This is a genomic window from Paenibacillus sp. FSL L8-0641 (assembly GCF_038006265.1).
Classification (GTDB): domain Bacteria; phylum Bacillota; class Bacilli; order Paenibacillales; family Paenibacillaceae; genus Paenibacillus; species Paenibacillus polymyxa_D.
The window spans coordinates 1558380-1582716 of sequence record NZ_JBBOUW010000001.1; the positions used below are offsets into that span (position 1 = coordinate 1558380).

At 48.5% G+C, this 24337-nt stretch carries 23 protein-coding genes and 1 riboswitch; of the genes, 18 read left to right on the plus strand and 5 right to left on the minus strand.

Annotated elements, in window-relative coordinates:
• Positions 1–18: 18 nt before the first annotated feature.
• The 3 genes from purU to ppnP all read left to right on the plus strand — a co-directional run bounded on the left by purU (position 19) and on the right by ppnP (position 3906).
• A complete protein-coding gene (purU, locus tag MKY16_RS06955) occupies positions 19–918 on the plus strand; it encodes a formyltetrahydrofolate deformylase (RefSeq protein WP_029516374.1) in 900 nt (299 codons plus the stop codon).
• 413 nt (positions 919–1331) lie between these two features.
• Positions 1332–3377, plus strand: a complete 2046-nt coding sequence (gene tkt / locus MKY16_RS06960; protein ID WP_029516375.1) for a transketolase — start codon at positions 1332–1334, stop codon at positions 3375–3377.
• A 214-nt stretch (positions 3378–3591) separates the two neighbouring features.
• The gene (gene ppnP / locus MKY16_RS06965; RefSeq protein WP_013309288.1) at positions 3592–3906 is read left to right on the plus strand and encodes a pyrimidine/purine nucleoside phosphorylase; all 315 of its coding nucleotides are present in this window, start codon (positions 3592–3594) and stop codon (positions 3904–3906) included.
• Between the two features lie 108 nt (positions 3907–4014).
• On the opposite strand, the gene MKY16_RS06970 is transcribed toward ppnP, so the two are convergent.
• Positions 4015–4914 carry an NAD(P)-dependent oxidoreductase gene (locus MKY16_RS06970; RefSeq protein WP_029516376.1) on the minus strand — a complete coding sequence of 300 codons (900 nt, stop codon included), beginning with the start codon at positions 4912–4914 and terminating at the stop codon, positions 4015–4017.
• 250 nt (positions 4915–5164) lie between these two features.
• Between MKY16_RS06970 and MKY16_RS06975 the strand changes: the two genes are divergently transcribed.
• The 3 genes from MKY16_RS06975 (at position 5165) to MKY16_RS06985 (ending at position 7888) form a co-directional block, all read left to right on the plus strand.
• Positions 5165–6520, plus strand: a complete 1356-nt coding sequence (locus MKY16_RS06975) for a glucose-6-phosphate isomerase (RefSeq protein ID WP_013369975.1) — start codon at positions 5165–5167, stop codon at positions 6518–6520.
• Positions 6521–6668: 148 nt separating this feature from the next.
• Positions 6669–7301 carry a YigZ family protein gene (locus MKY16_RS06980; protein ID WP_340954791.1) on the plus strand — a complete coding sequence of 211 codons (633 nt, stop codon included), beginning with the start codon at positions 6669–6671 and terminating at the stop codon, positions 7299–7301.
• Between the two features lie 5 nt (positions 7302–7306).
• The gene (locus tag MKY16_RS06985; RefSeq protein WP_029516378.1) at positions 7307–7888 is read left to right on the plus strand and encodes a TetR/AcrR family transcriptional regulator; all 582 of its coding nucleotides are present in this window, start codon (positions 7307–7309) and stop codon (positions 7886–7888) included.
• Positions 7889–8061: 173 nt separating this feature from the next.
• Here MKY16_RS06985 and MKY16_RS06990 read toward each other — a convergent pair whose 3' ends face one another.
• Positions 8062–8463 carry a secondary thiamine-phosphate synthase enzyme YjbQ gene (locus MKY16_RS06990; protein WP_029516379.1) on the minus strand — a complete coding sequence of 134 codons (402 nt, stop codon included), beginning with the start codon at positions 8461–8463 and terminating at the stop codon, positions 8062–8064.
• 221 nt (positions 8464–8684) lie between these two features.
• Here MKY16_RS06990 and MKY16_RS06995 point away from each other — a divergent pair, with 221 nt between their 5' ends.
• Together MKY16_RS06995 and MKY16_RS07000 are read left to right on the plus strand one after the other, a co-directional pair.
• On the plus strand, positions 8685–9746 hold the full coding sequence (locus tag MKY16_RS06995; protein WP_029516380.1) for a sulfate/molybdate ABC transporter ATP-binding protein: 1062 nt from the start codon (positions 8685–8687) through the stop codon (positions 9744–9746).
• 189 nt (positions 9747–9935) lie between these two features.
• Complete coding sequence (locus MKY16_RS07000; protein WP_340954793.1) at positions 9936–10706, plus strand: MBL fold metallo-hydrolase; 771 nt, start codon at positions 9936–9938, stop codon at positions 10704–10706.
• A gap of 15 nt (positions 10707–10721) precedes the next feature.
• Here MKY16_RS07000 and MKY16_RS07005 read toward each other — a convergent pair whose 3' ends face one another.
• Entirely contained in the window at positions 10722–12215 is a 1494-nt protein-coding gene (locus tag MKY16_RS07005; RefSeq protein ID WP_318626867.1) for an aminotransferase-like domain-containing protein, read from the minus strand.
• A gap of 132 nt (positions 12216–12347) precedes the next feature.
• Here MKY16_RS07005 and MKY16_RS07010 point away from each other — a divergent pair, with 132 nt between their 5' ends.
• Entirely contained in the window at positions 12348–13259 is a 912-nt protein-coding gene (locus tag MKY16_RS07010; RefSeq protein ID WP_029516383.1) for a DMT family transporter, read from the plus strand.
• A gap of 139 nt (positions 13260–13398) precedes the next feature.
• On the opposite strand, the gene MKY16_RS07015 is transcribed toward MKY16_RS07010, so the two are convergent.
• Together MKY16_RS07015 and MKY16_RS07020 are read right to left on the minus strand one after the other, a co-directional pair.
• On the minus strand, positions 13399–14199 hold the full coding sequence (locus tag MKY16_RS07015; RefSeq protein WP_340954796.1) for a Cof-type HAD-IIB family hydrolase: 801 nt from the start codon (positions 14197–14199) through the stop codon (positions 13399–13401).
• 162 nt (positions 14200–14361) lie between these two features.
• Positions 14362–15363 carry a lipoate--protein ligase gene (locus MKY16_RS07020; protein WP_340954799.1) on the minus strand — a complete coding sequence of 334 codons (1002 nt, stop codon included), beginning with the start codon at positions 15361–15363 and terminating at the stop codon, positions 14362–14364.
• A gap of 160 nt (positions 15364–15523) precedes the next feature.
• Between MKY16_RS07020 and cobD the strand changes: the two genes are divergently transcribed.
• The 9 genes from cobD (at position 15524) to cobS (ending at position 24335) form a co-directional block, all read left to right on the plus strand.
• Positions 15524–16627, plus strand: coding sequence for a threonine-phosphate decarboxylase CobD (cobD, locus tag MKY16_RS07025; RefSeq protein ID WP_340954802.1), 1104 nt, complete (start codon positions 15524–15526; stop codon positions 16625–16627).
• Positions 16617–17588 carry an adenosylcobinamide-phosphate synthase CbiB gene (gene cbiB, locus MKY16_RS07030; protein ID WP_318626864.1) on the plus strand — a complete coding sequence of 324 codons (972 nt, stop codon included), beginning with the start codon at positions 16617–16619 and terminating at the stop codon, positions 17586–17588. Before cobD ends, cbiB begins: the two co-directional genes overlap by 11 nt.
• A 49-nt stretch (positions 17589–17637) precedes the next feature.
• Entirely contained in the window at positions 17638–18390 is a 753-nt protein-coding gene (locus MKY16_RS07035) for a histidine phosphatase family protein (protein ID WP_029516388.1), read from the plus strand.
• A 122-nt stretch (positions 18391–18512) separates the two neighbouring features.
• A riboswitch (cobalamin riboswitch) is annotated at positions 18513–18704 on the plus strand.
• A 207-nt stretch (positions 18705–18911) separates the two neighbouring features.
• A complete protein-coding gene (locus tag MKY16_RS07040; protein ID WP_029516389.1) occupies positions 18912–19919 on the plus strand; it encodes an ABC transporter substrate-binding protein in 1008 nt (335 codons plus the stop codon).
• Entirely contained in the window at positions 19916–20962 is a 1047-nt protein-coding gene (locus tag MKY16_RS07045) for a FecCD family ABC transporter permease (protein ID WP_029516390.1), read from the plus strand. The genes MKY16_RS07040 and MKY16_RS07045 overlap by 4 nt, the downstream gene beginning before the upstream one ends.
• Positions 20959–21792, plus strand: a complete 834-nt coding sequence (locus MKY16_RS07050; protein ID WP_340931689.1) for an ABC transporter ATP-binding protein — start codon at positions 20959–20961, stop codon at positions 21790–21792. The genes MKY16_RS07045 and MKY16_RS07050 overlap by 4 nt, the downstream gene beginning before the upstream one ends.
• A 43-nt stretch (positions 21793–21835) precedes the next feature.
• A complete protein-coding gene (gene cobT / locus MKY16_RS07055) occupies positions 21836–22906 on the plus strand; it encodes a nicotinate-nucleotide--dimethylbenzimidazole phosphoribosyltransferase (protein WP_340931691.1) in 1071 nt (356 codons plus the stop codon).
• Positions 22903–23469: a bifunctional adenosylcobinamide kinase/adenosylcobinamide-phosphate guanylyltransferase gene (gene cobU, locus MKY16_RS07060; protein ID WP_069012672.1), complete on the plus strand. Its 567-nt coding sequence runs from the start codon at positions 22903–22905 to the stop codon at positions 23467–23469. Before cobT ends, cobU begins: the two co-directional genes overlap by 4 nt.
• Positions 23466–24335, plus strand: coding sequence for an adenosylcobinamide-GDP ribazoletransferase (gene cobS / locus MKY16_RS07065; RefSeq protein WP_340954804.1), 870 nt, complete (start codon positions 23466–23468; stop codon positions 24333–24335). The genes cobU and cobS overlap by 4 nt, the downstream gene beginning before the upstream one ends.
• Positions 24336–24337: the final 2 nt, after the last annotated feature.

Consider the following 24337-nt stretch of genomic DNA (forward strand, 5'->3'; position numbering starts at 1 on the left):
AGGGGGATTAATAGCCACATGGAAATTCACGTAAAACATCAGCCAAATAGCACTCTATCAGCCCATGAAAACCGCGCGCGTATGCTTGTATCTTGTCCAGATGGACCAGGTATTGTAGCGGCCGTGTCCCGTTTTTTGTACGAGCATGGGGCCAATATCGTTCAATCTGACCAATATACAATGGACCCGTCGGGCGGTATGTTTTTTATGCGGATTGAATTTGATCTGCCGAATTTGAGTGCAACCCAGCCACAGTTGGAGCAGGATTTTGCCGCTGTTGCTGAGCAATTCCGTATGGAGTGGACGATTTCTGCGGTTAGCCGCAAGAAAAAACTGGCCATTTTCGTTTCCAAAGAAGATCACTGTTTGGTAGAACTGCTGTGGCAATGGCAGGCAGGAGATCTGGACGCGGATATTTCATTGGTGGTTAGTAATCATCCGGATATGAAGGAGTATGTGGAATCGTTTGGTATCCCATATCACCATATTCCGGTAACCGCCGATACCAAGCCGGAGGCGGAGCGTCGCCAACTAGAGGTTATTGGCGAAGAGATAGACGTTATCATTTTGGCCCGTTACATGCAGATTATATCTCCCAAGTTTATTGAGCATTATCGCAACCGAATTATCAATATCCATCATTCCTTTCTGCCTGCATTCGTGGGTGGGAAGCCATATGCCCAAGCCTATAATCGCGGTGTGAAAATTATTGGTGCTACTGCGCATTATGTAACTGAAGAATTGGACGGCGGCCCGATCATTGAGCAGGACGTGCAGCGTGTAAGCCACGGAGATGATGTAAATGAGCTAAAACGGATCGGTCGCACCATAGAGCGGGTCGTTTTGGCAAGAGCCGTGAAGTGGCATGCAGAGGATCGTATTCTGGTTCATGAGAACAAAACAGTCGTTTTTAACTAATCTTAAAATTTCAGAAAAAATTTGTGAATCTATATTTTTTGTTAAACAAAGCCCATCGCATAACGGGCTTTGTTTTTTATATAAGGATTTTGCAAAATCCTCATGTGAATTATTAGCCTTATAGCCGGTCAGTACATAATATTTTTGTGATTTTATATTTTTTTAAATGAGGTTAATACATTACGGGTATATTTATATGAGGACACGGTACTACATTTCCCACAATCATCTTTATAAACGATCTGGCAAACTTTCACGGCAAATGGTACAATATTTAAGAATGTATAAGTCATATTGAAACATTCAAGCAGATTCACTCACTTCAACAGACATCGTTTTTGTATCAGGCGGTGATGTTGGGGAGTATGACCGAATGCAATTGACATACTTTTTACAATATGAGGAGGCTAACCATGACTGACCAGAACCAAGCGATTCAAAAGGATGAAAACTCCACGATCGACAATTTGTCCATCACAACTATTCGTACGTTGGCAATTGACGCCATCGAGAAAGCAAACTCGGGACATCCTGGTATGCCGATGGGCTCCGCGCCAATGGGATACCAACTTTTTGCTAAAACGATGAATCATAATCCTGATCAACCTACATGGGTTAACCGTGACCGTTTTGTATTGTCTGCAGGACACGGTTCCATGTTGCTATACAGCCTTCTGCACCTGAGCGGCTATGATCTTCCTATGGAAGAACTGAAACAATTCCGTCAATGGGGCAGCCTTACACCGGGCCACCCTGAGTTTGGCCACACTGCTGGTGTAGATGCTACAACCGGTCCTCTGGGACAAGGTCTCGCAATGTCCGTAGGTATGGCAATGGCTGAAGCTCAACTGGGCGCAACATATAATAAGGACGAATTTAAAGTTGTAGATCACTTCACGTATGCAATCTGCGGCGATGGCGATCTGATGGAGGGTATTTCCCACGAGGCTGCCTCGCTGGCTGGTCGCTTACAACTGGGCAAGCTGATTGTATTGTTTGATTCCAATGATATTACACTGGACGGCAAGCTTAATCTGTCCTCTTCCGAGAGTGTTGCCAAACGCTTTGAAGCTTACAACTGGCAAGTACTGCGCGTAGAAGATGGTAACGACCTTCCAGCCATCCAAAAAGCCATTGAAGAAGCGCAAGGCGACTCGACACGTCCTACGCTGATTGAAGTGAAAACTGTCATCGGCTACGGAAGCCCGAACAAACAAGGTAAAGGCGGACACGGCGGTACTCATGGTTCCCCGCTGGGATCAGAAGAAGCCAAGCTGACTAAAGAATTCTACAAATGGGTATACGAAGAGGACTTCCATGTACCACAAGAGGTTCGCGAGCATTTTGCTAAAGTAAAAGAGCGCGGTATCGCAGCGAACAAAGCATGGGATGAACAGTTCGCCAAATACAAAGCAGCTCACCCTGATTTGGCAGCTCAGTTCGAAACAGCTGTAAACGGCGATCTCCCAGAAGGATGGGATCGTGACCTTCCGAAGTACACGACTGAAGACAAAGCCGTTTCGACTCGTGTAGCTTCTGGTAATGCTCTGAATGGATTAGCTCCAAACGTACCTTTCCTAACAGGCGGATCTGCCGATCTGGAGAGCTCCACGATGACACATTTGAACAACTTGACGAACTTTACGCCAGAAGACTACGCCGGTCGTAACATCTATTTCGGTATCCGCGAATTTGGTATGGCTGCTGCGATGAACGGTATGGCGTTGCACCAAGGTGTAAAAGTATTCGGCGGTACATTCTTCGTATTTACAGACTATCTGCGTCCAGCTGTTCGTCTGGCAGCTCTGATGGGATTGCCTGTAACCTACGTTCTGACTCACGACAGTATTGCTGTAGGTGAAGATGGTCCGACTCATGAGCCGATCGAGCAATTGGCTTCCCTGCGTATTATCCCGAACTTGACAGTAATTCGTCCAGCGGACGGTAATGAAACTTCTGCTGCTTGGGCTTACACGCTGGAAAACAAGAAAAACCCGGTTGCTCTGGTATTAACTCGTCAAAACCTGCCAATCCTGGCTGCTAGTGCTGAGCATGCACGCGAAGGTATCAAACGCGGTGCTTATGTGGTTGCAGATGCAACAGATGGCAAACCAGTTGCTCAAATTCTAGCTACAGGCTCCGAAGTGCAATTGGCTGTTAAAGCTCAGGAAGCACTAGCAGAACAAGGTATTCAAGTACGTGTTATCAGCTTCCCAAGCTGGGATCTGTTCGAAAAGCAAGACAAAGCATACAAAGATTCCGTTCTGCTGCCAGAAGTGAAAGCTCGTTTGGCTGTAGAAATGGCATATCCACTGGGCTGGGAAAAATATGTTGGCGACCAAGGCGACATTCTCGGTATCAGTACATTCGGCGCATCCGCACCTGGCGACCGCGTGATTAAGGAATACGGCTTTACAGTAGAGAATGTTGTTAGCCGTGTGAAAGCTTTGTTGAAATAAAACATTGGAGCATCTAAAACAGACAGTCGTAACCTGAGTAAGGCTTACGGCTGTTTGTTTCATACAGTTGATGTTTTGCGAAAAGATCACTTTGGAATTCCAGTGTATTGCATACGTGATACAGTGTGTATTTTCATACTGAAGCTGGAATCAAATCTATGTTATGATGCACCAATATTCATTCAACCATTGAGAGCAGATGAGGGGATAACGAATGACACAGTTTGATGGAGTAAGCGTAGTTAAAAAAGCAAACGTTTATTACGATGGTCAGGTTACAAGCCGTACAGTCATCCTGGGTGACGGTAGTAAGGTTACACTGGGGATTATGCTGCCAGGAACGTACGAGTTCGGCACGGATTCCCGTGAGATTATGGAGATTTTGGCAGGGGATCTGAGAGTGTTACTTCCAGGTACTGAGGAATGGCTGGAAATACAAGGGACAGCAACCTTTCACGTACCTGCAAAGTCCTCGTTCAAGCTGGAAGTACGAAGTGTAACTGATTATTGCTGTTCTTATCCCGAATAGTAAGCTAAAACGGGTAAGCACACTCAGCCTTCAAGCCAAGTGTGCTTACCCTAAAGCTATGCCATATGTACACAAGCACAGCCGTATGGTTACAAAGAAAGGTACAGCTTATTCGAGAGGTTGACCACCAATGGTGCGGCCAATCCATGCTTCGTATGTCTTCACTACAGCGGATAGGTCCTCGTCGCCGTAGCCTTGCGTTTGCCCGGCTTGAAATAGGCTTTTGGCGATGGATAACATAGGTGCGGGGATGGACAGGCTGTCTGTAAGTGAGGAAGCAAGCTTCAAGTCCTTAAGCATCAAGGCAAGTGAGAACTGGTTGCTAAAATCATGCTCAATGATTTTGCGCCCTTTCAGGTCAGCGGCCTTGCTGCCTGCCGATCCGAGTTGTACCAATTCAAGGAAGCTGTCTGCCGGGATGCCGGATTTAGCCGCGATAGCAAAGCCTTCAGCCAGAGCGAGGTTATGAATACCGACCATCGTATTATGAGCGAGCTTGGCTACGGCCCCGCTTCCATTAGGTCCCATATGAAGTACCTTTTTGCCCAGGGTATCAAAAACATCTGATTGTGCCGCAATGGCTTCTGCATTACCACCAACCATGAACACGAGTGTGCCGTCTACAGCGGCAGGCTTACTGCCTGTTACGGGAGCATCAATGAAGGAACAGCCCAGCTTGTCCGCTTCGGCGGCTAGTTGTTTGACCAGCTCAGGTGAAATCGTGCTGTTGTCCATCACGGTCATGCCAGCCGTAAGGCCGGCAAACACGCCGTCTTCGCCGTAATAGATGTCACGAATGGAATGATCATCACTGACCATGGTAATGACCAAGTGCTGACCTTCAGCTGCTTCACGAGGGGTTGAAGCTGTACGTGCGCCTTGCTCTTCCAGTGGCTCGCAGCGCGAAGCGGTGCGATTATAAACTGTGACTCCGAATCCCTGCTTTAGCAGATTGGATGCCATCGGGGCGCCCATGGTGCCCAGTCCGATAAATCCGATGTTTTTCATTGCTAATCACCTTTCTTGTTGGAAGTTGCCGTCCGATGCAGATTGCGAGTTCGGCTTGAAATGAATATAAAACAGGTTGATCTCAGTTAATTGTAGCATGGGCATGCTACCCTATCTACAGGAGGGGCTGTCAAGTACAGGATACACAGGTAACGCAAGCTTGTCAGGCCCCGCAAATTAAAGTATCCTATTCCTAAGTCCTTATGTTCGTATTCATGGTCTTAGTAATACCAAACAGGAGGTTCCAAACATGTCTAAAAAAGTTATTTTTGATTACACTAAAGCGCTCTCCTTTGTAGGTCAGCACGAAATTGATTATTTTGCAGAGCCCATCAAGCTGGCTCATGAGCAATTGCACAACCAAACCGGTGTAGGTTCCGATTTCTTGGGGTGGATTGACCTGCCTACCAATTATGATAAAGAAGAGTTTGCGCGCATCCAAAAGGCTGCTGCTAAAATTCAAAGTGATTCCGAAGTACTGATTGTAATCGGTATCGGTGGTTCTTACCTTGGAGCACGTGCTGCGATCGAAATGCTGTCGCATTCTTTCTACAATGCGCTACCTAAAGATCAACGCAAGGGTCCAGCTATCTATTTTGCTGGTAATAACATAAGCTCTACATATGTGAATCATCTGTTGGAACTGATTGAAGGTAAAGACTTCTCTGTGAACGTCATTTCCAAATCAGGTACGACAACAGAGCCAGCGATCGCATTCCGCGTATTCCGTGCAGCTCTGGAGAAAAAATACGGTAAAGAAGAAGCACGCAAGCGTATATATGCAACGACGGATAAAGAACGTGGCGCTTTGAAAAAACTGGCTAACGAAGAAGGCTACGAATCCTTCATTATTCCTGATGATGTGGGTGGTCGTTACTCCGTGCTGACAGCAGTAGGCTTGTTGCCGATCGCTACTGCAGGCATTAACATCGAGGAAATGATGCAGGGGGCGGCAGACGCTTCCAAAGAGTACAGTAACCCGAATGTAGCTGAGAACGAGGCTTATCAATATGCAGCCGTTCGTAACGCTTTGTACCGCAAAGGTAAAGCAATTGAAATTCTCGTAAACTATGAGCCATCCCTTCATTTCGTATCCGAGTGGTGGAAACAGTTGTACGGAGAAAGCGAAGGCAAGGATTACAAAGGTATTTATCCTGCTTCTGTTGATTTCTCGACAGATCTGCACTCCATGGGACAATTCATTCAGGAAGGCAGCCGCAACATTTTCGAAACGGTAATCCAAGTAGAAAATGTACCTAGTCACATCACCATCGAAGCAGATGAGGATGATCTGGACGGACTGAATTTCCTGGCAGGCAAAACTGTGGATTTTGTAAACAAAAAAGCATTCCAAGGTACATTGCTGGCTCACACAGACGGACAAGTACCGAACTTGATTGTAAATATTCCTGACTTAAGCCCTTATTCTTTCGGCTATCTTGCTTATTTCTTCGAAAAAGCTTGCGGCATCAGCGGCTACCTGTTGGGTGTAAATCCGTTCGATCAACCGGGCGTAGAAGCTTACAAGAAGAACATGTTTGCGCTGCTCGGTAAACCAGGCTTCGAAAAAGAAAAAGCTGAGCTTGAAGCGAGATTGTCTGAATAAGAGTGCTGTAATCTCTGATGCGAAACAGGATTTCGGTCAGAAGTGTTATAGTGTATAGCAGCAATTAAAGTACAGGAAAGCAGTTCACCAGCTGCCAAAAGCGGGGGACTGCTTTCTTGTAAAATGAAGTAAGGAAGGTTATACGTGTATGTTGGAACAATACCGAACCGTACGCGGTGCCGGCAACAAGGAAATTGTAATCCGAAAATCCCGTTTTATCGGCCATATTCAACCTGTTCAAACTGAGGAAGAAGCAACTGCTTTCATAGAACGCATCAAAAAAGAGCATTGGAACGCTACCCATAATTGTTCTGCTTACATGATTGGGGAAAGAGACGAGATTCAAAAGCAATCGGATGACGGAGAACCGAGTGGTACGGCTGGAAAGCCTATTTTGGAGGTGATCCGCAACCAGAAGCTGAAAAATGTCGCTATTGTTGTTACCCGTTACTTTGGTGGGATTTTGTTGGGAGCAGGCGGTCTGATTCGCGCGTATTCAGATGGTGCTGTTGCAGCAATCGAGGCAGGGGATGCAATTACACGTGTGCTGCATCGTGAAATTTTTGTAGAATTGGATTATACCTGGTTGGGCAAAGTGGAAAATGAATTACGCAATCGCAGCATCCGCACTGGAGAAACAATGTTTACGGATAAAGTTACCTTAACCTGTCTGCCGCTGGCTGGTGATGCGGAATCCTTCAGCAACTGGATAACAGACTTGACGCAGGGGCAATCGCTTGTGTCGGAGGGAGAGCAGCTTTACTTTATTGAAGGGGAATAAATAATATGGCTAGAAGAGCAGTAGAACAGGAGTTGTCAAGAGGGCGGATTCTGGAAGCGGCTAGGCACTTGTTTATTACCAAGGGCTACCGTGCGATTTCAATGCGCAGCATTGGCCAGCATCTGGGTTACAGTCATGGTTCGTTATATTATCATTTTAAAGAGAAGGCTGAACTGTTCTATGCCATTGTAATTGAAGATTTTAATACATTGCGTGGGATTCTACTGCAAGCAGCAACAGGTACGCCTGATGATGGCTTGAGCAGGCTGGAGTACTTGATGCTGGAATTTATCCGTTTTGGTTTGGAAAATCCATATCAGTACGAAATTATGTTCATGATGCACGATGAAGAACTATTTGCATACTGTCGCACAGAGCAAAACCGTTGTGTGGAACTATTTGCGTCCATGATCCGACAAGAATTGAGTGGTCAGGGGCATTCGGAGGAAGATTGCTCAAGGGTACCGAAAAGCCTGTTTTTATCCATGCATGGCTTTGTATCATTTTATATTCAGGACGGTTTAACATTTGAAGAAATTAGGCCCGCTGCTTTAGCACATGTAAAGCTGCTGTGCAGACACCTATGATCGTACCTGCATTCACACACTGCAGCCATGAACATGTAGGGCGCTTTTCTGGGTGTATGCACTTCATGACGGTGACTTATCATTACGGTACTTTGCGAAAGCGACTAAGAATTTAACAGACGATGATGCATCCAGTAGGAAAACATCATGGTCTGTTTTTTTACCCGTTTCCGTCAGCCCTTCATGATCTTTACATGGTATTGGCGTCTGCGTGGTCCGTCGAATTCACAAAAATAAAGTCCCTGCCATCGTCCGAGCAACAGCTTTCCATCATGGATGATGATCGTTTGTGAGGGGCCTGTCGTGATCGATTTGAGGTGGGACGCTGTATTTCCCTCCATATGGCGATATTGGGGATGCTCCCACGGATAGACTTCATCTAGTCTTAACATCACATCATGTTTGACATCTGGGTCTGCATTTTCATTAATGGCGATGCCGGCTGTCGTGTGTGGACAATAAACAAGTGCGGTTCCTTGTTGTACCCCGCTTTTTTCGATCAATGAAGCAACCTCTCGTGTAATATCGCGAATTTCATCTCGCCGTGTAGTGGATAATTCTAAAGTATGCAACAATAACTCCATCTCCTTTCTTCCTAATACTTTACCCTTTTAATTCCTAATATAATATATAGAGTTGACGAAAATTACTTTCCTTTGATAAAGTATCACATAAGAAAAAACATAGTATATGCATTGGAATAATTAAATGGTTTCAAATGAGGTACGTGCTTTGCGGTAAGCAAGGCTGCTGCTGTTCCTGAACAGGTCCAGAAGCGGAAAGGAAGTGTACGGATATGCATGTGGAAGTAAGAGGGTTAAACAAGCATTTCGGTAATTTTCATGCAGTAAAGGACGTATCTTTTGATATTCAGGCAGGCCATCTTATTGGCTTACTCGGTCCAAGTGGTGGGGGAAAAACCTCCATTCTTCGCATTTTGGCGGGTCTGGAGCAACCGGATGCGGGAGAAATTCATTTTCATGGAAAAAGGGTAAACGAGCTGTCCCCGCAGGAACGTGGAATCGGATTTGTATTTCAAAACTATGCTTTGTTCAAGCACATGAGCGTCTACGACAATATTGCCTTTGGTCTGAAAGTGAAAAAAAGCTCCAAAACCCGCATCAAGGAACGGGTCACAGAGTTGGTCGAACTAACGGGGCTTAAAGGATTTGAGCACCGTTATCCGCATCAGTTGTCAGGTGGACAGCGACAGCGAGTTGCTTTTGCACGTGCTTTGGCACCAGAGCCCCAGTTGCTGCTGTTGGATGAGCCTTTTGCAGCTATTGATGCCAAGATTCGTCAGGAGCTGCGCACCTGGCTGCGAGAGTTGATTGAGCGGGTGGGCATTACTTCAATTTTTGTCACCCATGATCAGGATGAGGCGATTGAAGTAGCGGATGAAATTATGGTGATTAATCAGGGACGACTGGAGCAGAAGGGAACGCCTTGGGATATTTATAAAAAACCGGGTACCCCGTTCGTGGCTTCCTTCATTGGGGAATCTACGGTGATTGAACAGGCAGGCAGTCTCAAAGGCTTCGAAGAAGCTGCTGGAGTGGGAACACGTGCCTTGATCCGTCCGGAGTATATTGATGTCGGGCCAAGCGAGGAATTTACGCTTCTGTCGGCGACCGAGGAAGGCGTAGTGAAGCATTTGCATTTTCGTGGAAGTGAGTGGATGGTTGAAGTACAAGTTGGGGACCATCGTCTCATGACGTACCGTTCGCTGGAGAAGTCTACGCTGGAACCTGGTCAGCAGGTGCGAGTGTTGGTGCATCGAGCCTATCTATATAATGACCAGTCCAGCTGGATGGTGGAAAACCGCCTGAAGGAAGATCCCATGCCTATCATCATTTAAAAATCAGGCTTTTGCAAAATTCTCAAATATATATGATCACGCTTGGGGGGATGTCTAGCCTGATTTCACGGCTTTGGGCATGCTCCTTTTGGCGTTGGACGCTGGAAGGATTTACGCAGATGATTTACGTAGAATCGGTTTGTTCGTTATAATAGTAGTAAAAAGACCCAAATAGATAGGAGTTAAACCATGAATCGGCTTATTTTTCTTGGCACGGGGGATGCAATGGGGGTTCCGCGTGTATATTGTGATTGTCTCGTATGCACAGAAGCTCGCACGACAGGGGCGAACATAAGATTGAGATCGTCTGTGCTGATCGAAAGCGAGACGGAGGACTTTATGATTGATTGTGGCCCGGACTGGCGCAGACAGCTAGAATTACGCGATCTGCGTTTTATCCCTACGATCCTTGTGACACATGCACATTTTGACCATATTGGAGGATTACCAGAATGGGCAGATGCCTGTCGCTGGACTGGGAACAGAGGTCGATTGTACGCGCCACAGGAAGTGATCGACACGATCTTGCGGCAATTTTCCTGGCTCTCTGGAAATTTGGATCTTATTCCAGTAGATCAGGGAGCCCAACTTGGCGGGTGGAATATCCGGGGATGGCGTGTGAATCACGGGAAGAACGGATATGCCTACGCTTATCGCCTGGAAAAGGACGGCTTCTCGTGGGCCTACTGTTCGGATTCGATTGGATTAAATGAGGCGGAAATTCTGCCTTTGCACAATCTGAATTTGCTCGTCCTGGGAACGAGTTTTTATCATGAGGAGGCCGAGTATGCCACCCGCTCCGTATATGACATGCTGGAGGCACAGGAGCTTATAGGAAGGCTTAAGCCCCAAAGCACAGTGTTTACACATATGTCCCATGATGTGGATGTCACACGCAATTATGGGCTTCTGGAAGGGATTAGTTTGGCACACACCTGCATGAGTTTGCCGTTAGAATAAAGGTGCATTTTACCTTTACATCGTTCGACTGATACGTAGAAGGGTGGAGATTCCTTCTTTGATTTGTAGCTCGTTGGCGTATGAATAGGACAGTCGTACATGCGTTTTACCCTCTGCGCCGATGGGATCAAATACATTGCCGGGGACAAAGGATACAGATTCTTGTACACTTTTGGCAAGTAATTCATTAGGTTTCAACGTAGAAGGCAGCTGGAGCCACAGGTTGAGTCCTCCCGCTGGGCTGGTCCATGTCCAACCGGAATCGCGGAGACTGTCTTCCATCGTTTCCTTACGAATCTGGAGCGCGATACATAGTTTTTTAATATGCTGCTGCATACGTGGAGATTGAAAGTATTCTAAAAATAGCTTTTGATTCAGCAGTGGCGATCCATTGTCCACCAACGCTTTGACGTTGAGCAGGCTGTTCATGAGCTGTGGTCGGCAGGTCACGGCTGCGATTCGTAGACCGGGTGCGACATATTTACTGTAACTTCGAATGTAGACGACGCTTCCCGAAACATCATAGGCGAAAATCGGAGAAGGAGGCTTTTGCCCAAAGCTGATGTCATAGGTGCTGTCATCCTCAACAATGAGGCAGCCGTAGCGCTCGGCTAGTTCAGGCAGTCGTTTGCGTTGCTCATCGGGGACCGTAAAGCCCGTCGGGTTGTGGAATGTCGGATTCATATAAAAGAGACGTGGTTTTTCCGTTTTCATGCACCACTCAATCTGGTCCATATCATATCCTTCTGGTCGAATATCGGTCATGGTCAGACGTGCGCCTTGTCTGCGGAATATTTCCATGGCAGGACCATAAGCAGGGCGTTCGATCAATACACGGTCTCCTGTATGGAGCAGAGATCGGGCAATTAAATCAATGGCTTGCTGTGCTCCCGAGGTAATCATCACTTCATCCGGTGATAAAGCAAAATGCTTATCCACGCTAAAATGCTGCGCCATGGCCTCCCGAAGCTCGGTATCACCCTGTACAGCGGAATAGGTGGCTGCTACTTTCGGATGCTTTTCAAAAACCTGCATCATCAGCTCTCCCCAAAATCGGTTGGGCAGGAGAGAGGGGTCAATCAGCGCTTTGGAAAACTGGAAATTCGCATTCACTGATTGAACGCGGGTAAGTCCATCCATTCCTCTCCAGGCTGAAACTGACGGATCATCTGCCGCATGGGCAGATTTGGAGTGAATCGTGAGGTCTATGGACGTATGTCTCGAGTAGCCAGCATATTTTGCATGTCCAGTCGCTTGGGAAGCATGAACGTAATATCCTGATTTGTCCCTTACATAGACCAGTCCTCGTTGCTTCAACTCCTGATATGCCCGGAAAACAGTTAGCCGATGTACACCCAGCTCCTGAGCCAAGCTTCGTACGGACGGCAGCTTCATGTCTGTTTGCCAATCCCCGCGATCGATCCGCACAGTTACATAATGGATAACCTGCTCATACAGCTTTAAGGCATGATCGGCTGGAAAAAGTAGTTCGCTGTTGTTCTTACCCATGCTATCCACGCTCCTTTGTGTGTATTGTACTATATAGCACTTCAAAAACGTATACAACTGTTCTGTAGTTATACAACTGTTCTGTTCGTCTCCCTGTATGCTTAAAAGCAACTGAAGGGAGAGGGACGTATCATGATTGGGATCGCGTTTACAGTAATGTGTCTTATTTTTGGCACAACGTTTTTGGCCATAAAAGTGGGAGTGGAAGCCGGGCTTCCGCCGTTTTTATCGGCAGGGGTACGTTTTTTCGCCGCAGGTGCGATATTATTTATTGCTATGAAGCTGACCGGAAAGGTGAAATGGTCGTTATTATGGCGTAAGGAAATGTTGCTGATTGGAGCAGGAACGACCTTCGGTACCTTTTCGGCCTTGTATTGGGCAGAGCAATATGTCAGCTCCGGGATCGGAGCTATTCTGTCAGCTACTGGGCCGATGATGATCGTCATTTTGCAATCTGTACTGCTACGGCAAAAAACGTCACGGATTACGGTCGTTGGCTGCATGATCAGCTTTCTTGGTGTGGTGCTGGTTGTGCTGCCCGGATTGGCGGTTCAGATCAGTGGTCTGTGGCTGGCGGGATGCCTTGTTATTTTGCTGGGGGAGCTGTGTTATTCAGGGGGAGCTCTTTATTCCAAGCGAGTGATGGATGTATTTCGTGAAACGAACCCGATTGCCCTGAATGCGGCGCAAATGATCCATGGGGGATGGATGCTGCTGTTACTGTCTGCGATCACGGAACCGTGGAGTTCTGAGGGGTGGCAGTACCTTCCTGCCATGGGGTCTTTACTCTATCTGATCCTGTTTGGTTCGATGATTGCACATACACTGTTCTACTGGCTCATGGAGCGTACAAATCCCCTGTTTCCGACGACGTGGCTGTATATATCACCGCCGATTGCGGTGGGCTTGGGAGCGTTGTTGTATGGAGAGCATGTAAGCTGGTGGATGCTGGTTGGGGTGCTGCTCATTGTGACCGGACTAATCCTTATGAACAATGGAATTATCCGTTTGGTGAACAGGCGTAAGTTACGTTCTGCTGCCTGATATTTTATAGCGGTCAGGTTATTATATGATCTGACAGAAAAGGCCTCCAAACTGTCGTATGTTACTGATCATGCGACAGTTTGGAGGCTTTGTTGTTGTATTACTTCATTTAAGAATTATGGGAGCAGGCACTTTTTGCTTATTCAACATTGAGTACGAATTTGTCGATGGCGTGCTTAACACCATCTTCGTTATTGCTGCGAGTGATGTAATCAGCCAGCTTCTTCAAATCAGGAATGGCATTCTCCATCGCTATGCCGAGACCAGCGCATTCAAGCATTTCATGGTCGTTCCAAGAGTCGCCGATGGCAATCGTTTCCGACAGTTCACAGCCAAAATGGTTTGCAAGGAAGGTAAGCGCGTGACCCTTGGTGCCTTCATGGTGCATAATTTCCAGAAAGTGAGGCTTGGATTTTGTAATGTGAACTTCATTGCCAAGCAGTACGCGAAGTTCAGGAATTAATTCATCCAACACTTCCGGCTCGTCGATAATCAGCAATTTAGGAGCCGGCTGCTCTATAACTTTACTGAATACAGGCTCTACAAAATATTCCGTGTTGTTCAGCTCCGTGTAATCTTTGATTTTCTGATTATCTTCACGTGTGTACAATTTGTCATCAATATACGTTTGTAGATGCAGATTGCGCTCCACGCAGAATTCATACAGACGACGTGCAGCCACGAGTGGAACATAACGCTCATACAGCACGTTTTCGTCCAGCAGGTTTTTAACCAAAGCTCCTTGATACGTAATGATCGGCACGTTCAAACCAGTCTGGCGAGCAATTTTGTGTGCAGAGGCATAAGCTCGTCCAGTAGCGAGGGTAACCACCACACCTTTCGCTACAGCAGCTTCTAATGCCCGTTGTGTCGCTGGTGTAACTTCTTTTTGGTCGTTAATGAGTGTATCATCAATATCAATGGCAATTAATTTATACATATCGGTATTCTCTCCTTTATCTCTATCATGGGGCAATGCTAAAATTGTATCTTATAATATTCAAAATGACAATATCGCAATGAAAAGGGGACGGCTCCTATAAGAGCCTGTCCCCTTATAACCACTGAAGTATTGGTTTGAAACGATGGGAAAAAGTAACGGTTAGTCTTCCAAAAATACAAGTCCAACAAAATCGTCCAACTCAATATTACCAAAATAGTGCTTCAAATCGAGAGAGGATAAGGCTTGACGTACCTCACCTTCATCATAACGCTTGCCGCGCAGGATATTTTCAATATCAGCAACGTCACCCACACCGAAGAAATCCCCATAGATTTTAATATCACGGAGGTAGCCTTCCTTAAGATCCATGCGGATATCAATAATACCGACTGGAAATTTACGTGTGTGCTTGATATTGCTCTCGGGGGATAGACCGTAGTTCCAATCCCACGATTGGTAGCGTTCTTTGGATATTTCATGGATTTTGGCCCAATCGGTATCGGTGAGCTTATATTGAGGTACTTGATCCAATTCTGATCCGAATATGAAACGCAACAGTTCCTCGCGAAATTGCTCTATGGTCATCTCACGGTCCATCAGTTCGCTGATGTTAGCTACGCGACTGCGGACAGATTTAGTGCTTTTGGATTTGAATTTTTCGGGATTGGCATGCAGTGATGCAGCCACATTGTCCAGATTCAGGTTAAACATCAATGTACCGTGGCTGAACATACGTCCGCGTGTGGCAAATTGGGCGTTTCCTGAAATTTTACGTTCTCCGACCTGCAGATCGTTGCGGCCTGTCATTTCAGCTTCTACTCCCATTTGGCGCAGAGCATCAATCACAGGTTGCGTAAATTTAAGGAAATTATGAAAGGACTCCCCGTTATCCTTGGTAATAAAACTGAAATTTAAATTACCGAGGTCATGATATACAGCACCGCCGCCGGACAGGCGACGAACGACTTGAATATTGTTATCTCTGACAAACTCGGCGTTGATTTCTTCAATGGTATTTTGATGCTTGCCTATAATAATAGAAGGCTGATTAATGTAAAACAGCAAATAGCTGTCGTCCAGCGGTAGATGCTTGAGCGCGTATTCCTCAATAGCAAGATTAATGGCTGGATCGTGTATCCCCTGGTTGTCGATGAACAGCATGTCCATTCCTCCGTATATAAACTGTGTAATTTTATGTGTGCCTCCTTCTATTGTAACCCAAGTGAGCCATGTACAAAAGCTCATTTGCATTGACGGGACGCAAAAAGCAGCCTCATAATGGAGCTAAATGATTGGAAACGGGCGGAAAGGATGAGAGGCAATGATAGAGGTTTACGGTCATGGCGGGGACAGGGAAACAGCTGCGGCGACATTTGGCGGGACTGCTGCTGATTTTGTAGATTTTAGTGCAAATATTAATCCGCTTGGTCCACCGCCTGAGGTGCTTGAGGCGCTGCAACACCCATTTGACACTGTGATTCGCTATCCAGACCCTGGGCATCGGAATTTTAAAAATATGCTCGCACGGCGACTGCATGTTCCACCGGAGTCGTTAAGTATCGGAAACGGAGCGGCTGAGAGCATGGCGCTCTTGTTATTGGGACTAGCTCCTAAGCGTGTGGGTACAGTGGAGCCGTGTTTTTCGGAATATGCCGAGCTGGCTGGCAAATTCGGAGCCGAGGTCAACCGGGTGTATGGGAAGGCCTCGCTTCAATGGAAGGCGGACGTGGAGGACATCCTTCAGCTCATGGAGCAGGTAGATGTTTTGTTCCTCGGGCAGCCGAATAATCCAAATGGCGTCCAATATAGTGAGCAGGAGCTGTGCGAGCTGGCAGAGGCGGCTGGCACAACGGGTACTGTGCTGGTGGTGGATGAAGCATTCATTGATTTTATTCCGCTGGAACGGCGAATCTCACTGCTGCCTGTGCTGGATCGCTATCCTCATGTGATTTTGATCCGGTCAATGACCAAATTTTATGCCATTCCTGGCCTACGATTGGGTTATGCGATTGCTCATCCGGACTATATCCGGCGAATGACGGCCAAACAGGTGACCTGGAGTGTGAATGGGTTAGCGTTGCTGGCTGGGGAGGCATGTCTGAAAAGTGGGCAAGCATATGAGCGCCGAACACAGGAGCTGATTGCTGCGGAGCGCAACCGTCTGTTGACCGGCTTGGCGGAATGGGGCTGCGGTGTCGTTCCCGGCGAAGCCAATTACGTGCTGGCAAGGGCGCCGGGTACGTGGAGCGCATCAGCTATTCAGCAGGCGCTTGGACAACGCGGAATCCTTATACGTAGCTGTGCTATGTATCCGGGACTGACGACGAGCCATTTTCGGATTGCAGTCAAGGATGCAGAAGCCAATAACAGGCTGCTATCTGTATTGGGTGAAGTGCTGGAGGAGGAGGAGCGGCGTGACAGTTAGCTTGATTATCCTGGCAGCCTATCTATTGGACAGGCTGATCGGTGACCCGAGGTGGTTGCCGCATCCAGTCATCGGTATGGGACATGCCATTTCAGCATTGGAAAAAGTGATTCGCTGCCAGGTCCGAAGTGACCGAGGGCTGAAACGTGCAGGTATACTGCTTCCACTCATTGTGGCGGGAGGCTCCTTTGCGCTCGCCTGGGCGCTGTTGCAATTGCTTGCCTGGATTCATCCGTGGTTATCTGTCGGCGCAGAAATAGTGCTGATTGCGACCACGATTGCTTCCAAAGGACTAAAGGATGCAGGAATGGCAGTCTACCGAGCGTTGCAGGCGGATGACCTGGCTGCGGCACGGCGGGAGCTGGGCATGATAGTCGGGCGGGATACGCAGCAACTTGATGAGCCTGAGATTGTACGCGGTACGGTTGAAACGGTCGCTGAAAATATCGTGGACGCGATTATTTCCCCGCTTTTTTATGCCTTGATCGGGGGAGCACCCTTGGCGCTGGCTTATCGTGCTGTGAATACGCTCGATTCCATGGTTGGCTACAAAAATGAAAAGTATCTGCATTTAGGCTGGGCTTCAGCACGTCTAGATGATGTGGCTAACTACATTCCAGCACGCCTGACAGCGGCAATGCTTGTGATAGCGGCGTGGATGTACAAACGAGATGCTGCAAGAAGCTGGCGCACAGTCAAGCGAGACGCTCGTCTGCACCCAAGTCCGAACAGTGGCTTCCCGGAATCGGCTGTTGCTGGTGCATTGGGGATTCGTCTTGGAGGATATAATGTGTATCATGGCGTGCGCTCCTTTCGTGCATACATGGGGGATTGGATACGACCGCTAGAGTCGAAAGATATACGGCATACGATCCAGCTGATGTTCGCCGTGTCCAGTATGTTTGTAGGATTGTGTTTGTTAGGAGCCGCAGGTTGTTTTGCCTTGGGATGGGTGCGGTGAGGGTGAGGAGTGACACACTGAATAATGATCGAGCAGGAAGTGACATTTCTTGAAACAAGATATAGCAGCAAAAAGGACAGTAGAATACGCACAAAGACCGAACTCACAGGAGGATAAGGTGCCGTATGATGCTAAAGAAGATCTGCATTGGGATATGGAGCTCGTGTTAGTTCGTCACGGCACAACCTTATGGAACAAGGAACGTCGATATCTGGGACACTCCGACTTAGGTTTGCTACCGGGGGCAGAGCAGGAATTAAAGCCTTTGCAGGAAAAATTGCAAGGTCAGTCCTTTGCTCGAATCTATTGCAGCGACTTAATGCGATGTCGCCAGACCTTGCAGATCATTGTGCCGGAATCAGAGTTGACGTCTGGGCGTTCCCTATCTACTATGCCTCCTATGATGGAACCATGTCTGCGAGAGCTTCATTTTGGCGAGTGGGATGGAAAAACGTATGACATGCTCAAGGATGTGTCGTTGTATCGGGCTTGGATTGATGAGCCGCAACGGATCACCCCACCTGGTGGAGAGTCTTGGACAGATTTTGTAAATCGTCTGCGCAAATTTCTTGACTCTCTGTATGAATGGCGTGTTGCTATGGAAGTTCAACCCATGGATTTGACTGCTACGTCGCCCTCTGTTTTGGTCGTTACGCATGGTGGCGTAATTCGTCAGCTAGCTTGCATGCTGATACCGGGCCATGATTTTTGGAGTCTGAATCCGAAGCCGGGAGAAGCATTAAGGATTCAATTGAGGCTGGCAGGACCGCACAATTACATAGCGGAAATGCTTCCTCATTAGGTTAGACACCAGCGGATAAAGAGGCTGTTTGGGTTGTAAGCCGCCTCATTTTAACCTATAATCATCAAGTAAAAGAACGGCTTGACTACCACTACATCAAATATCCAGCAGACGAGGTCGGCGCAGCGTGATGAAACTATGGTTTCCCTCCCTGCGCTGTTAAAAGGGAAGTCGGTGTGAATCCGGCGCGGTCCCGCCACTGTAAATGGAAACATGCCCGTTAGTCCTCTTTATATGTTACTAAGCATATGAAAGAATTTCAGGACATGTATTTTACCATAAGTCAGGATACCTGCCCGTCCGCCTGTCACCATAATCCTTCGAGGAAAGGATGACGTGTTCGCAGTGACTGTCCATGCGGAAAGAAGCTGCCGCCTGCGCACGATCTGCGCTAACGTGACCCCTGTGTCCTGATATGAGGATGCGGGGGTTTTTGATAGGAAAAGAAGGCTAGATTTAGAAGATATCTGATGATGTTCAAGTAACGCTCTTAACGATTTATTTATGAAGGGGTGCAAATCATGGCAGGAAAAAAAATAAAGGTGTGGACAACAGGTCTATTGGCTCTGATTTTGGCAGTTGTGCTGAGTGCATGTGGCGCTAATGGAAAAAATGCAGAAAATAAAGAGGGTCAGGCTTCTTCACAGCAGCCGGGACAGGCAGTAAACGCACAAGAGCCTCCGGGCAAAACGGTTTACCCGCTCACAGTTAAAGATGCAACAGGACAGGAATTTACATTCAAAAAAGCGCCGGATAAAATCGTTTCCGTCTCCCCGGCAGAAACCGAGGCGTTGTTCGCCATTGGGCTGGATAAGGAAATTGTCGGCGTCTCCGACTACTCTGATTACCCGGAAGCAGCTACGAAAAAGCCTAAAGTGGGCGGTATTATGAAACCGAACGAAGAGGCGATCATTGCTGCGAACCCGGAAGTCGTTTTTGCAGGGATATCACTTAGTGAACAGGCTACGACCAAGCTGCGCGACATGGGAATTATGATTTTTAAAACGGAACCGAAGACAGTGGAAGATGTCATGGCTAACATCGAATTGTATGGGAAAATCACCGATCATCAGAGAGAAGCAAGAGCGGTGACTGACAAGATGAGAGCAGATGTAGCAGAAGTAAAAGAAGGAATTAAAAATATCGGTAAAGGGCAGAAGCTGCGGGTATACGTCGAGTTTTCACCAGGCTGGACAGTGGGTAAAGGCGAGTTTATGGACGAGCTGATTACGTTGGCGGGCGGCGAAAATGTAGGTGCCACGCAGAAGGGGTGGTACCAAATCAGTGAGGAAAATATTATTGCTGCGAACCCTGACGTGATTTTGTACAGCAAAAGTGTCAAGGACGACAAAACGGGCCAGACGCTCGGTGATATCATTAAAGCTCGCAGTGGATGGGATCAAATATCGGCTGTTCGCCACAACCGGGTATTTGCCGTGGATGATAATTTGATCAGTCGTCCGGGTCCACGCGTAACGGAAGGTCTCAAGGAAGTGGCCAAGGGCGTGTATCCTGAAATTTTCAAATGAACCGTAAACTGATCGGCTTTGGAGGGACAGGTCTTGTCCTGCTGTTGCTGACGCTGCTGCTCTGTCTTGGCATCGGCTCGGCCAAGCTTCCGGTCAGCCAAATCACGGGCATTCTGGTTAACCACCTACCGTGGTTAGGCGATACGTTTACACCGGATTGGAATACATCCTCGGAGCAGATTATTTTGAAGGTCAGATTGCCACGAGTGTTACTGGGAATGTTGGTAGGAGCAGCGCTGGCGCTGGCGGGAGCCGGATTTCAGGGTGTGCTGCGTAATCCTTTGGCTGATCCGTATACACTGGGGGTATCCTCGGGGGCTTCGGTAGGAGCGGCAGTACTGATTTATTGGGGCCTTCAATTTTCATTTGTTGGCATATGGACGCTGCCGCTAGTGGCATTTACGACCGGAATGCTTACGCTGTGGATGGTGCTGACGTTGGCACGGGAAGGTGGGAAAATTCCGACACAAAGTCTCATTTTGTCGGGTGTGGTGATGCAATCCTTTCTGGGAGCGGTTGTTTCCTTTCTGACAGCCATGTCGAAGGAGACGGTCAATGAAATATTGTACTGGACGATGGGAAGTCTTAGTCTGCGCGGTTGGTCATATACAGGAATCCTTTTACCTTATGTGGTCATAGGGCTGGTATTTCTATGGAACCGGGCACGTGTGCTGAATATTTTGGCTTTGGGTGAACGTCAGGCGGCGCACATGGGAGTTCATGTAGATGCGACGAAGCTATCTGTTCTGATTATTTCCACGCTGCTGACAGCAGCCGCTGTCTCGGTGTGTGGCGTGATTGGCTTTGTTGGACTCGTTGTACCGCATATCATTCGTCTGGTGACAGGTCCTGATTACCGTATGATTGTTCCATTATCTGCGCTCGGCGGAGCTGTTTTTATGGCTTGGGCAGATACGGCGGCTCGCACATTGTTAGCCCCCACAGAAATTCCTCTGGGCGTGATGACGGCCTTTGTTGGGGCACCGTTCTTCGCATATCTTCTGTACCGAAACAAGAAGCTGCGCAGGGGGGGACTGCTGTGACAGAACAAAGTGAATCACAGAAGGTGCGTGATCGGGCATTAGAGGTAGTGGGTCTGACACGTGCCTATGGAGAGTTCCATGCTTTAAAAAATATAAGCTGGAGCGTCGACGAAGGAACTTGGTGGGGGATTATTGGTCCGAACGGCAGTGGAAAATCGACCTTGTTGCATTTGCTTTCCGGTGTAGATCAGCCAACTTCGGGAAACGTTCATATCTATGGCAAAAAGGTCGGTAGCTACAGCAGGAAAGAGCTTTCCCGACTCATAGCCGTACTCCAACAGGAAGGGCTTCCTCCAGTGGGATACACCGTCAGGGAAGTCGTAGAAATGGGACGTTTTCCCCATCAGGACTGGTTAGGCAGGGAAAAGGGTGTTGATGTGGAGGCGATCACGGATCGCGTGCTGGAGCGATTGGGTCTTGCCACGTTGGCGGACAGAGCATTGGACCGCTTGAGTGGGGGACAGCGACAGCGTGTAGCCTTGGCAAAAGTAATGGTGCAGGAGCCACGAATATTGCTGCTGGACGAGCCTACGACCTATCTGGACTTGCGCTATCAGCTTGAATTTATGGAACTGCTGGCAGATTGGCGCCAAGAAACGGGTGTGACGATCATTGCGGTCTTGCATGATCTTAATTTGACGGCCCAGTTTTGTGACGATTTGCTTGTACTCAAGGATGGAATGATTGAAGGATTAGGAGCTTCATCGAAGTTATTAACCGAGGATCGGATTCGACGTGTATACGGTGTTGAACCTGTGATGCTTCCGCATCCTGATAGCGGTGTGCCGCAGCTCTTGCTGCGCAGAAGTGCTTCGGATACAGCAGATTAAATAAACGATGAAACACACTTAAAAAGAGCAGGGAGTGGAAGGTATGAACGACAAGCTGCGTCAGCTGATCGATAGCATTGCCCAGCCGGATGGGGTGGCGGCCTCGGCAGCTTCAGCCCATTTGGACCAATTAACAAAGCCACCGGGAAGTCTTGGAAAGTTGGAAAGTGTGGTCATTCAGCTAGCAGGAATTACAGGAGTGGATAAGCCTGAATTCGATCGTAAAACGGTTATGGTCATGGCTGCGGATCACGGGGTGTGTGAAGAGGGAGTCAGTGCCTTTCCGGCTGAGGTTACACAGCAAATGCTGTATAACATGCTGTCAGGTGGCGCAGCAATTAATGTGCTGGCACGCCATGCGGGCGCAGATGTCAAGGTGGTAGATGTTGGCGTGAATGCGGATGTCGCTCACGCGAATCTGGTGGACCGAAAGGTACGCATGGGTACTTCGAATATAGCTAAAGGGCCAGCGATGGTGCGTACTGAAGCGGAACAGGCGATTTTGGCCGGAGCTGAAGCTGTAGCAGAAGCGGTCAAAGGTGGCACACGGCTATTCGTTACTGGAGAGCTGGGCATCGGGAATACCACAGCCAGCGCTGCGGTCGTATGTGCTCTCACCGGGCTGGAGCCGGAAGTTATCGTAGGCCGGGGGACGGGTGTAGATATGGCTGGGCTTACCCGTAAAATAGCGGTTGTCTGCCGCGCATTGGACGTGAACCAGCCAGATGCAAATGATGCGCTCGACGTGCTCACTAAGGTCGGCGGTCTGGAGATTGCCGCCTTGGCAGGAGTCATCCTCGGCGCAGCCGCACATCGCTGTCCAGTCGTGTTGGACGGCTTTATTTCCGGCGCAGCCGCTCTCGCAGCACGTGCACTTGCGCCTGCAAGCGCTGCGTACATGCTCGCTTCGCACGCCTCGGACGAGCGAGGGCACGCGGCGGTGCTCCGCGAGCTCAAGCTGGAGCCCATGCTTCATTTGGACATGCGGCTCGGGGAGGGCACAGGTGGTGCGCTTAGCTTGCACCTGATTGATGCGGCGTGCCGCATTATGCGCGAAATGGCGACCTTTGCCGATGCAGGCGTATCGGACGGTCAGGGAGCCGCGCAGCGATGAAAGCGCTCGTGACCGGCGGGGCACGCAGCGGGAAAAGCGGCTTTGCCGAGCGATTATGCATGTCGCGCGCGCCTGGCGCCTGCTACATTGCAACGGCGCAAGCCTACGACATGGAGATGAAGGAGCGCATCGCCCTTCATCGGGTCCAGCGCGAGTCTGCCGGGTACGACTGGCAGACGCTGGAGGAAGCGCAGGCGCTGCCGGAGCTGCTGCGACGGCTTGGCGGCGATCAAGCGTCGCAGCCATCACCCGCGCCTATGGTGTTAGTCGACTGCCTGACCCTGTGGCTGTCGAACGTGCTGCTGGCCGCAGGCGAGGACGGCGAAGCTGCGTCCAAAGTTGCCATTAATGAACTGACGGCAGCTGTGGAGCAGTATCCGGGGCAGCTTGTCATCGTGACCAACGAGGTTGGTGACGGCATTGTGCCCGAATATCCGCTTGGTCGGCTGTATCGGGATTTGAGTGGGGTTATGAATCAGCGGATTGCCCGTCTTTGTGATGAAGTATTTTTGGTGACGGCGGGTATTCCCGTAGAACTCAAACGGCTGGAATATAAGCTATGAGCCGCGAACGTCAGGCTGTTGCTGCTGCTTTTCAATTTTTAACGCGTCTTCCGGTGAAGGCGGAATTGGATTTTTCCCCGGATTTGCTTAAACGCAGTGCAAGTTATTATCCGCTGGTGGGAGTGGTCATTGGCATCATCGTCTGGGGCTTTGCGGCGCTTGCTTCTATGGTGCTGCCGCCGTTGCCGTGTGCGATTCTTACTCTTGTTGTCTGGGTTTGGTTGACGGGTGGATTGCATTTGGACGGGTGGATGGATGCGGCTGATGCCTTGTTCAGCTACCGATCCCGTGAACGGATGCTGGAGATTATGAAGGATAGCCGTGTAGGGGCAATGGGCGTTATTGCTTGTGTGTTGCTGCTCATGCTCAAGGCTTCTTTGCTATATACGGTGCTGGTTGAACGGAATGTGTCTGGCTTGCTGCTGCTTCCGATGGTTTGGAGCCGCTGGTTTATGGTACATGCGATGAAGCGCTGGCCTAAAGCCCGTAATGATGATGGACTGGCTGCGCGTTTTGCTGATATGAGTGGTGGCCGCGTAGGGTTGGCCGTATTCTGGGCTGTATTAGTGACCCTGAGTGCTGCCGTAGGACAATATCTTCTGGCAGGTTTGGCTACAGCAACAAGGGATACTGGGAATCTGTCGTTGGCAGGATCATACTTACAAACCTTGCTTTCATATTCTGAAAGCCTTCCAATCTCGATAGGTTTTGTGTTGATTCCGGTCTTGGCTTACGGTGTTGGAACCTTCACGGCAAACCGTATTAACCGCCGCTTGGGTGGACTTACGGGAGATATATACGGAACTTTAAACGAATTGCTGGAGACTGTTTTATTGTTGTTTATTGTCATTTTGTACGGGTTGTGACC

Coding starts and splice junctions, on each gene's coding strand:
- MKY16_RS07040 (WP_029516389.1), top strand. CDS start 18,912: ATGGCAGGAAAAAAAATAAAGGTGTGGACAACAGGTCTATTGGCTCTG.
- MKY16_RS06970 (WP_029516376.1), bottom strand. CDS start 4,914: ATGAAAAACATCGGATTTATCGGACTGGGCACCATGGGCGCCCCGATG.
- MKY16_RS07015 (WP_340954796.1), bottom strand. CDS start 14,199: ATGTATAAATTAATTGCCATTGATATTGATGATACACTCATTAACGAC.
- MKY16_RS07010 (WP_029516383.1), top strand. CDS start 12,348: ATGATTGGGATCGCGTTTACAGTAATGTGTCTTATTTTTGGCACAACG.
- MKY16_RS07045 (WP_029516390.1), top strand. CDS start 19,916: ATGAACCGTAAACTGATCGGCTTTGGAGGGACAGGTCTTGTCCTGCTG.
- MKY16_RS07000 (WP_340954793.1), top strand. CDS start 9,936: ATGAATCGGCTTATTTTTCTTGGCACGGGGGATGCAATGGGGGTTCCG.
- MKY16_RS06985 (WP_029516378.1), top strand. CDS start 7,307: ATGGCTAGAAGAGCAGTAGAACAGGAGTTGTCAAGAGGGCGGATTCTG.
- MKY16_RS06975 (WP_013369975.1), top strand. CDS start 5,165: ATGTCTAAAAAAGTTATTTTTGATTACACTAAAGCGCTCTCCTTTGTA.
- cobS (WP_340954804.1), top strand. CDS start 23,466: ATGAGCCGCGAACGTCAGGCTGTTGCTGCTGCTTTTCAATTTTTAACG.
- MKY16_RS07020 (WP_340954799.1), bottom strand. CDS start 15,363: ATGCTGTTCATCGACAACCAGGGGATACACGATCCAGCCATTAATCTT.
- cobT (WP_340931691.1), top strand. CDS start 21,836: ATGAACGACAAGCTGCGTCAGCTGATCGATAGCATTGCCCAGCCGGAT.
- MKY16_RS07005 (WP_318626867.1), bottom strand. CDS start 12,215: ATGGGTAAGAACAACAGCGAACTACTTTTTCCAGCCGATCATGCCTTA.
- cobD (WP_340954802.1), top strand. CDS start 15,524: ATGATAGAGGTTTACGGTCATGGCGGGGACAGGGAAACAGCTGCGGCG.
- MKY16_RS06995 (WP_029516380.1), top strand. CDS start 8,685: ATGCATGTGGAAGTAAGAGGGTTAAACAAGCATTTCGGTAATTTTCAT.
- ppnP (WP_013309288.1), top strand. CDS start 3,592: ATGACACAGTTTGATGGAGTAAGCGTAGTTAAAAAAGCAAACGTTTAT.
- cobU (WP_069012672.1), top strand. CDS start 22,903: ATGAAAGCGCTCGTGACCGGCGGGGCACGCAGCGGGAAAAGCGGCTTT.
- purU (WP_029516374.1), top strand. CDS start 19: ATGGAAATTCACGTAAAACATCAGCCAAATAGCACTCTATCAGCCCAT.
- tkt (WP_029516375.1), top strand. CDS start 1,332: ATGACTGACCAGAACCAAGCGATTCAAAAGGATGAAAACTCCACGATC.
- MKY16_RS06980 (WP_340954791.1), top strand. CDS start 6,669: ATGTTGGAACAATACCGAACCGTACGCGGTGCCGGCAACAAGGAAATT.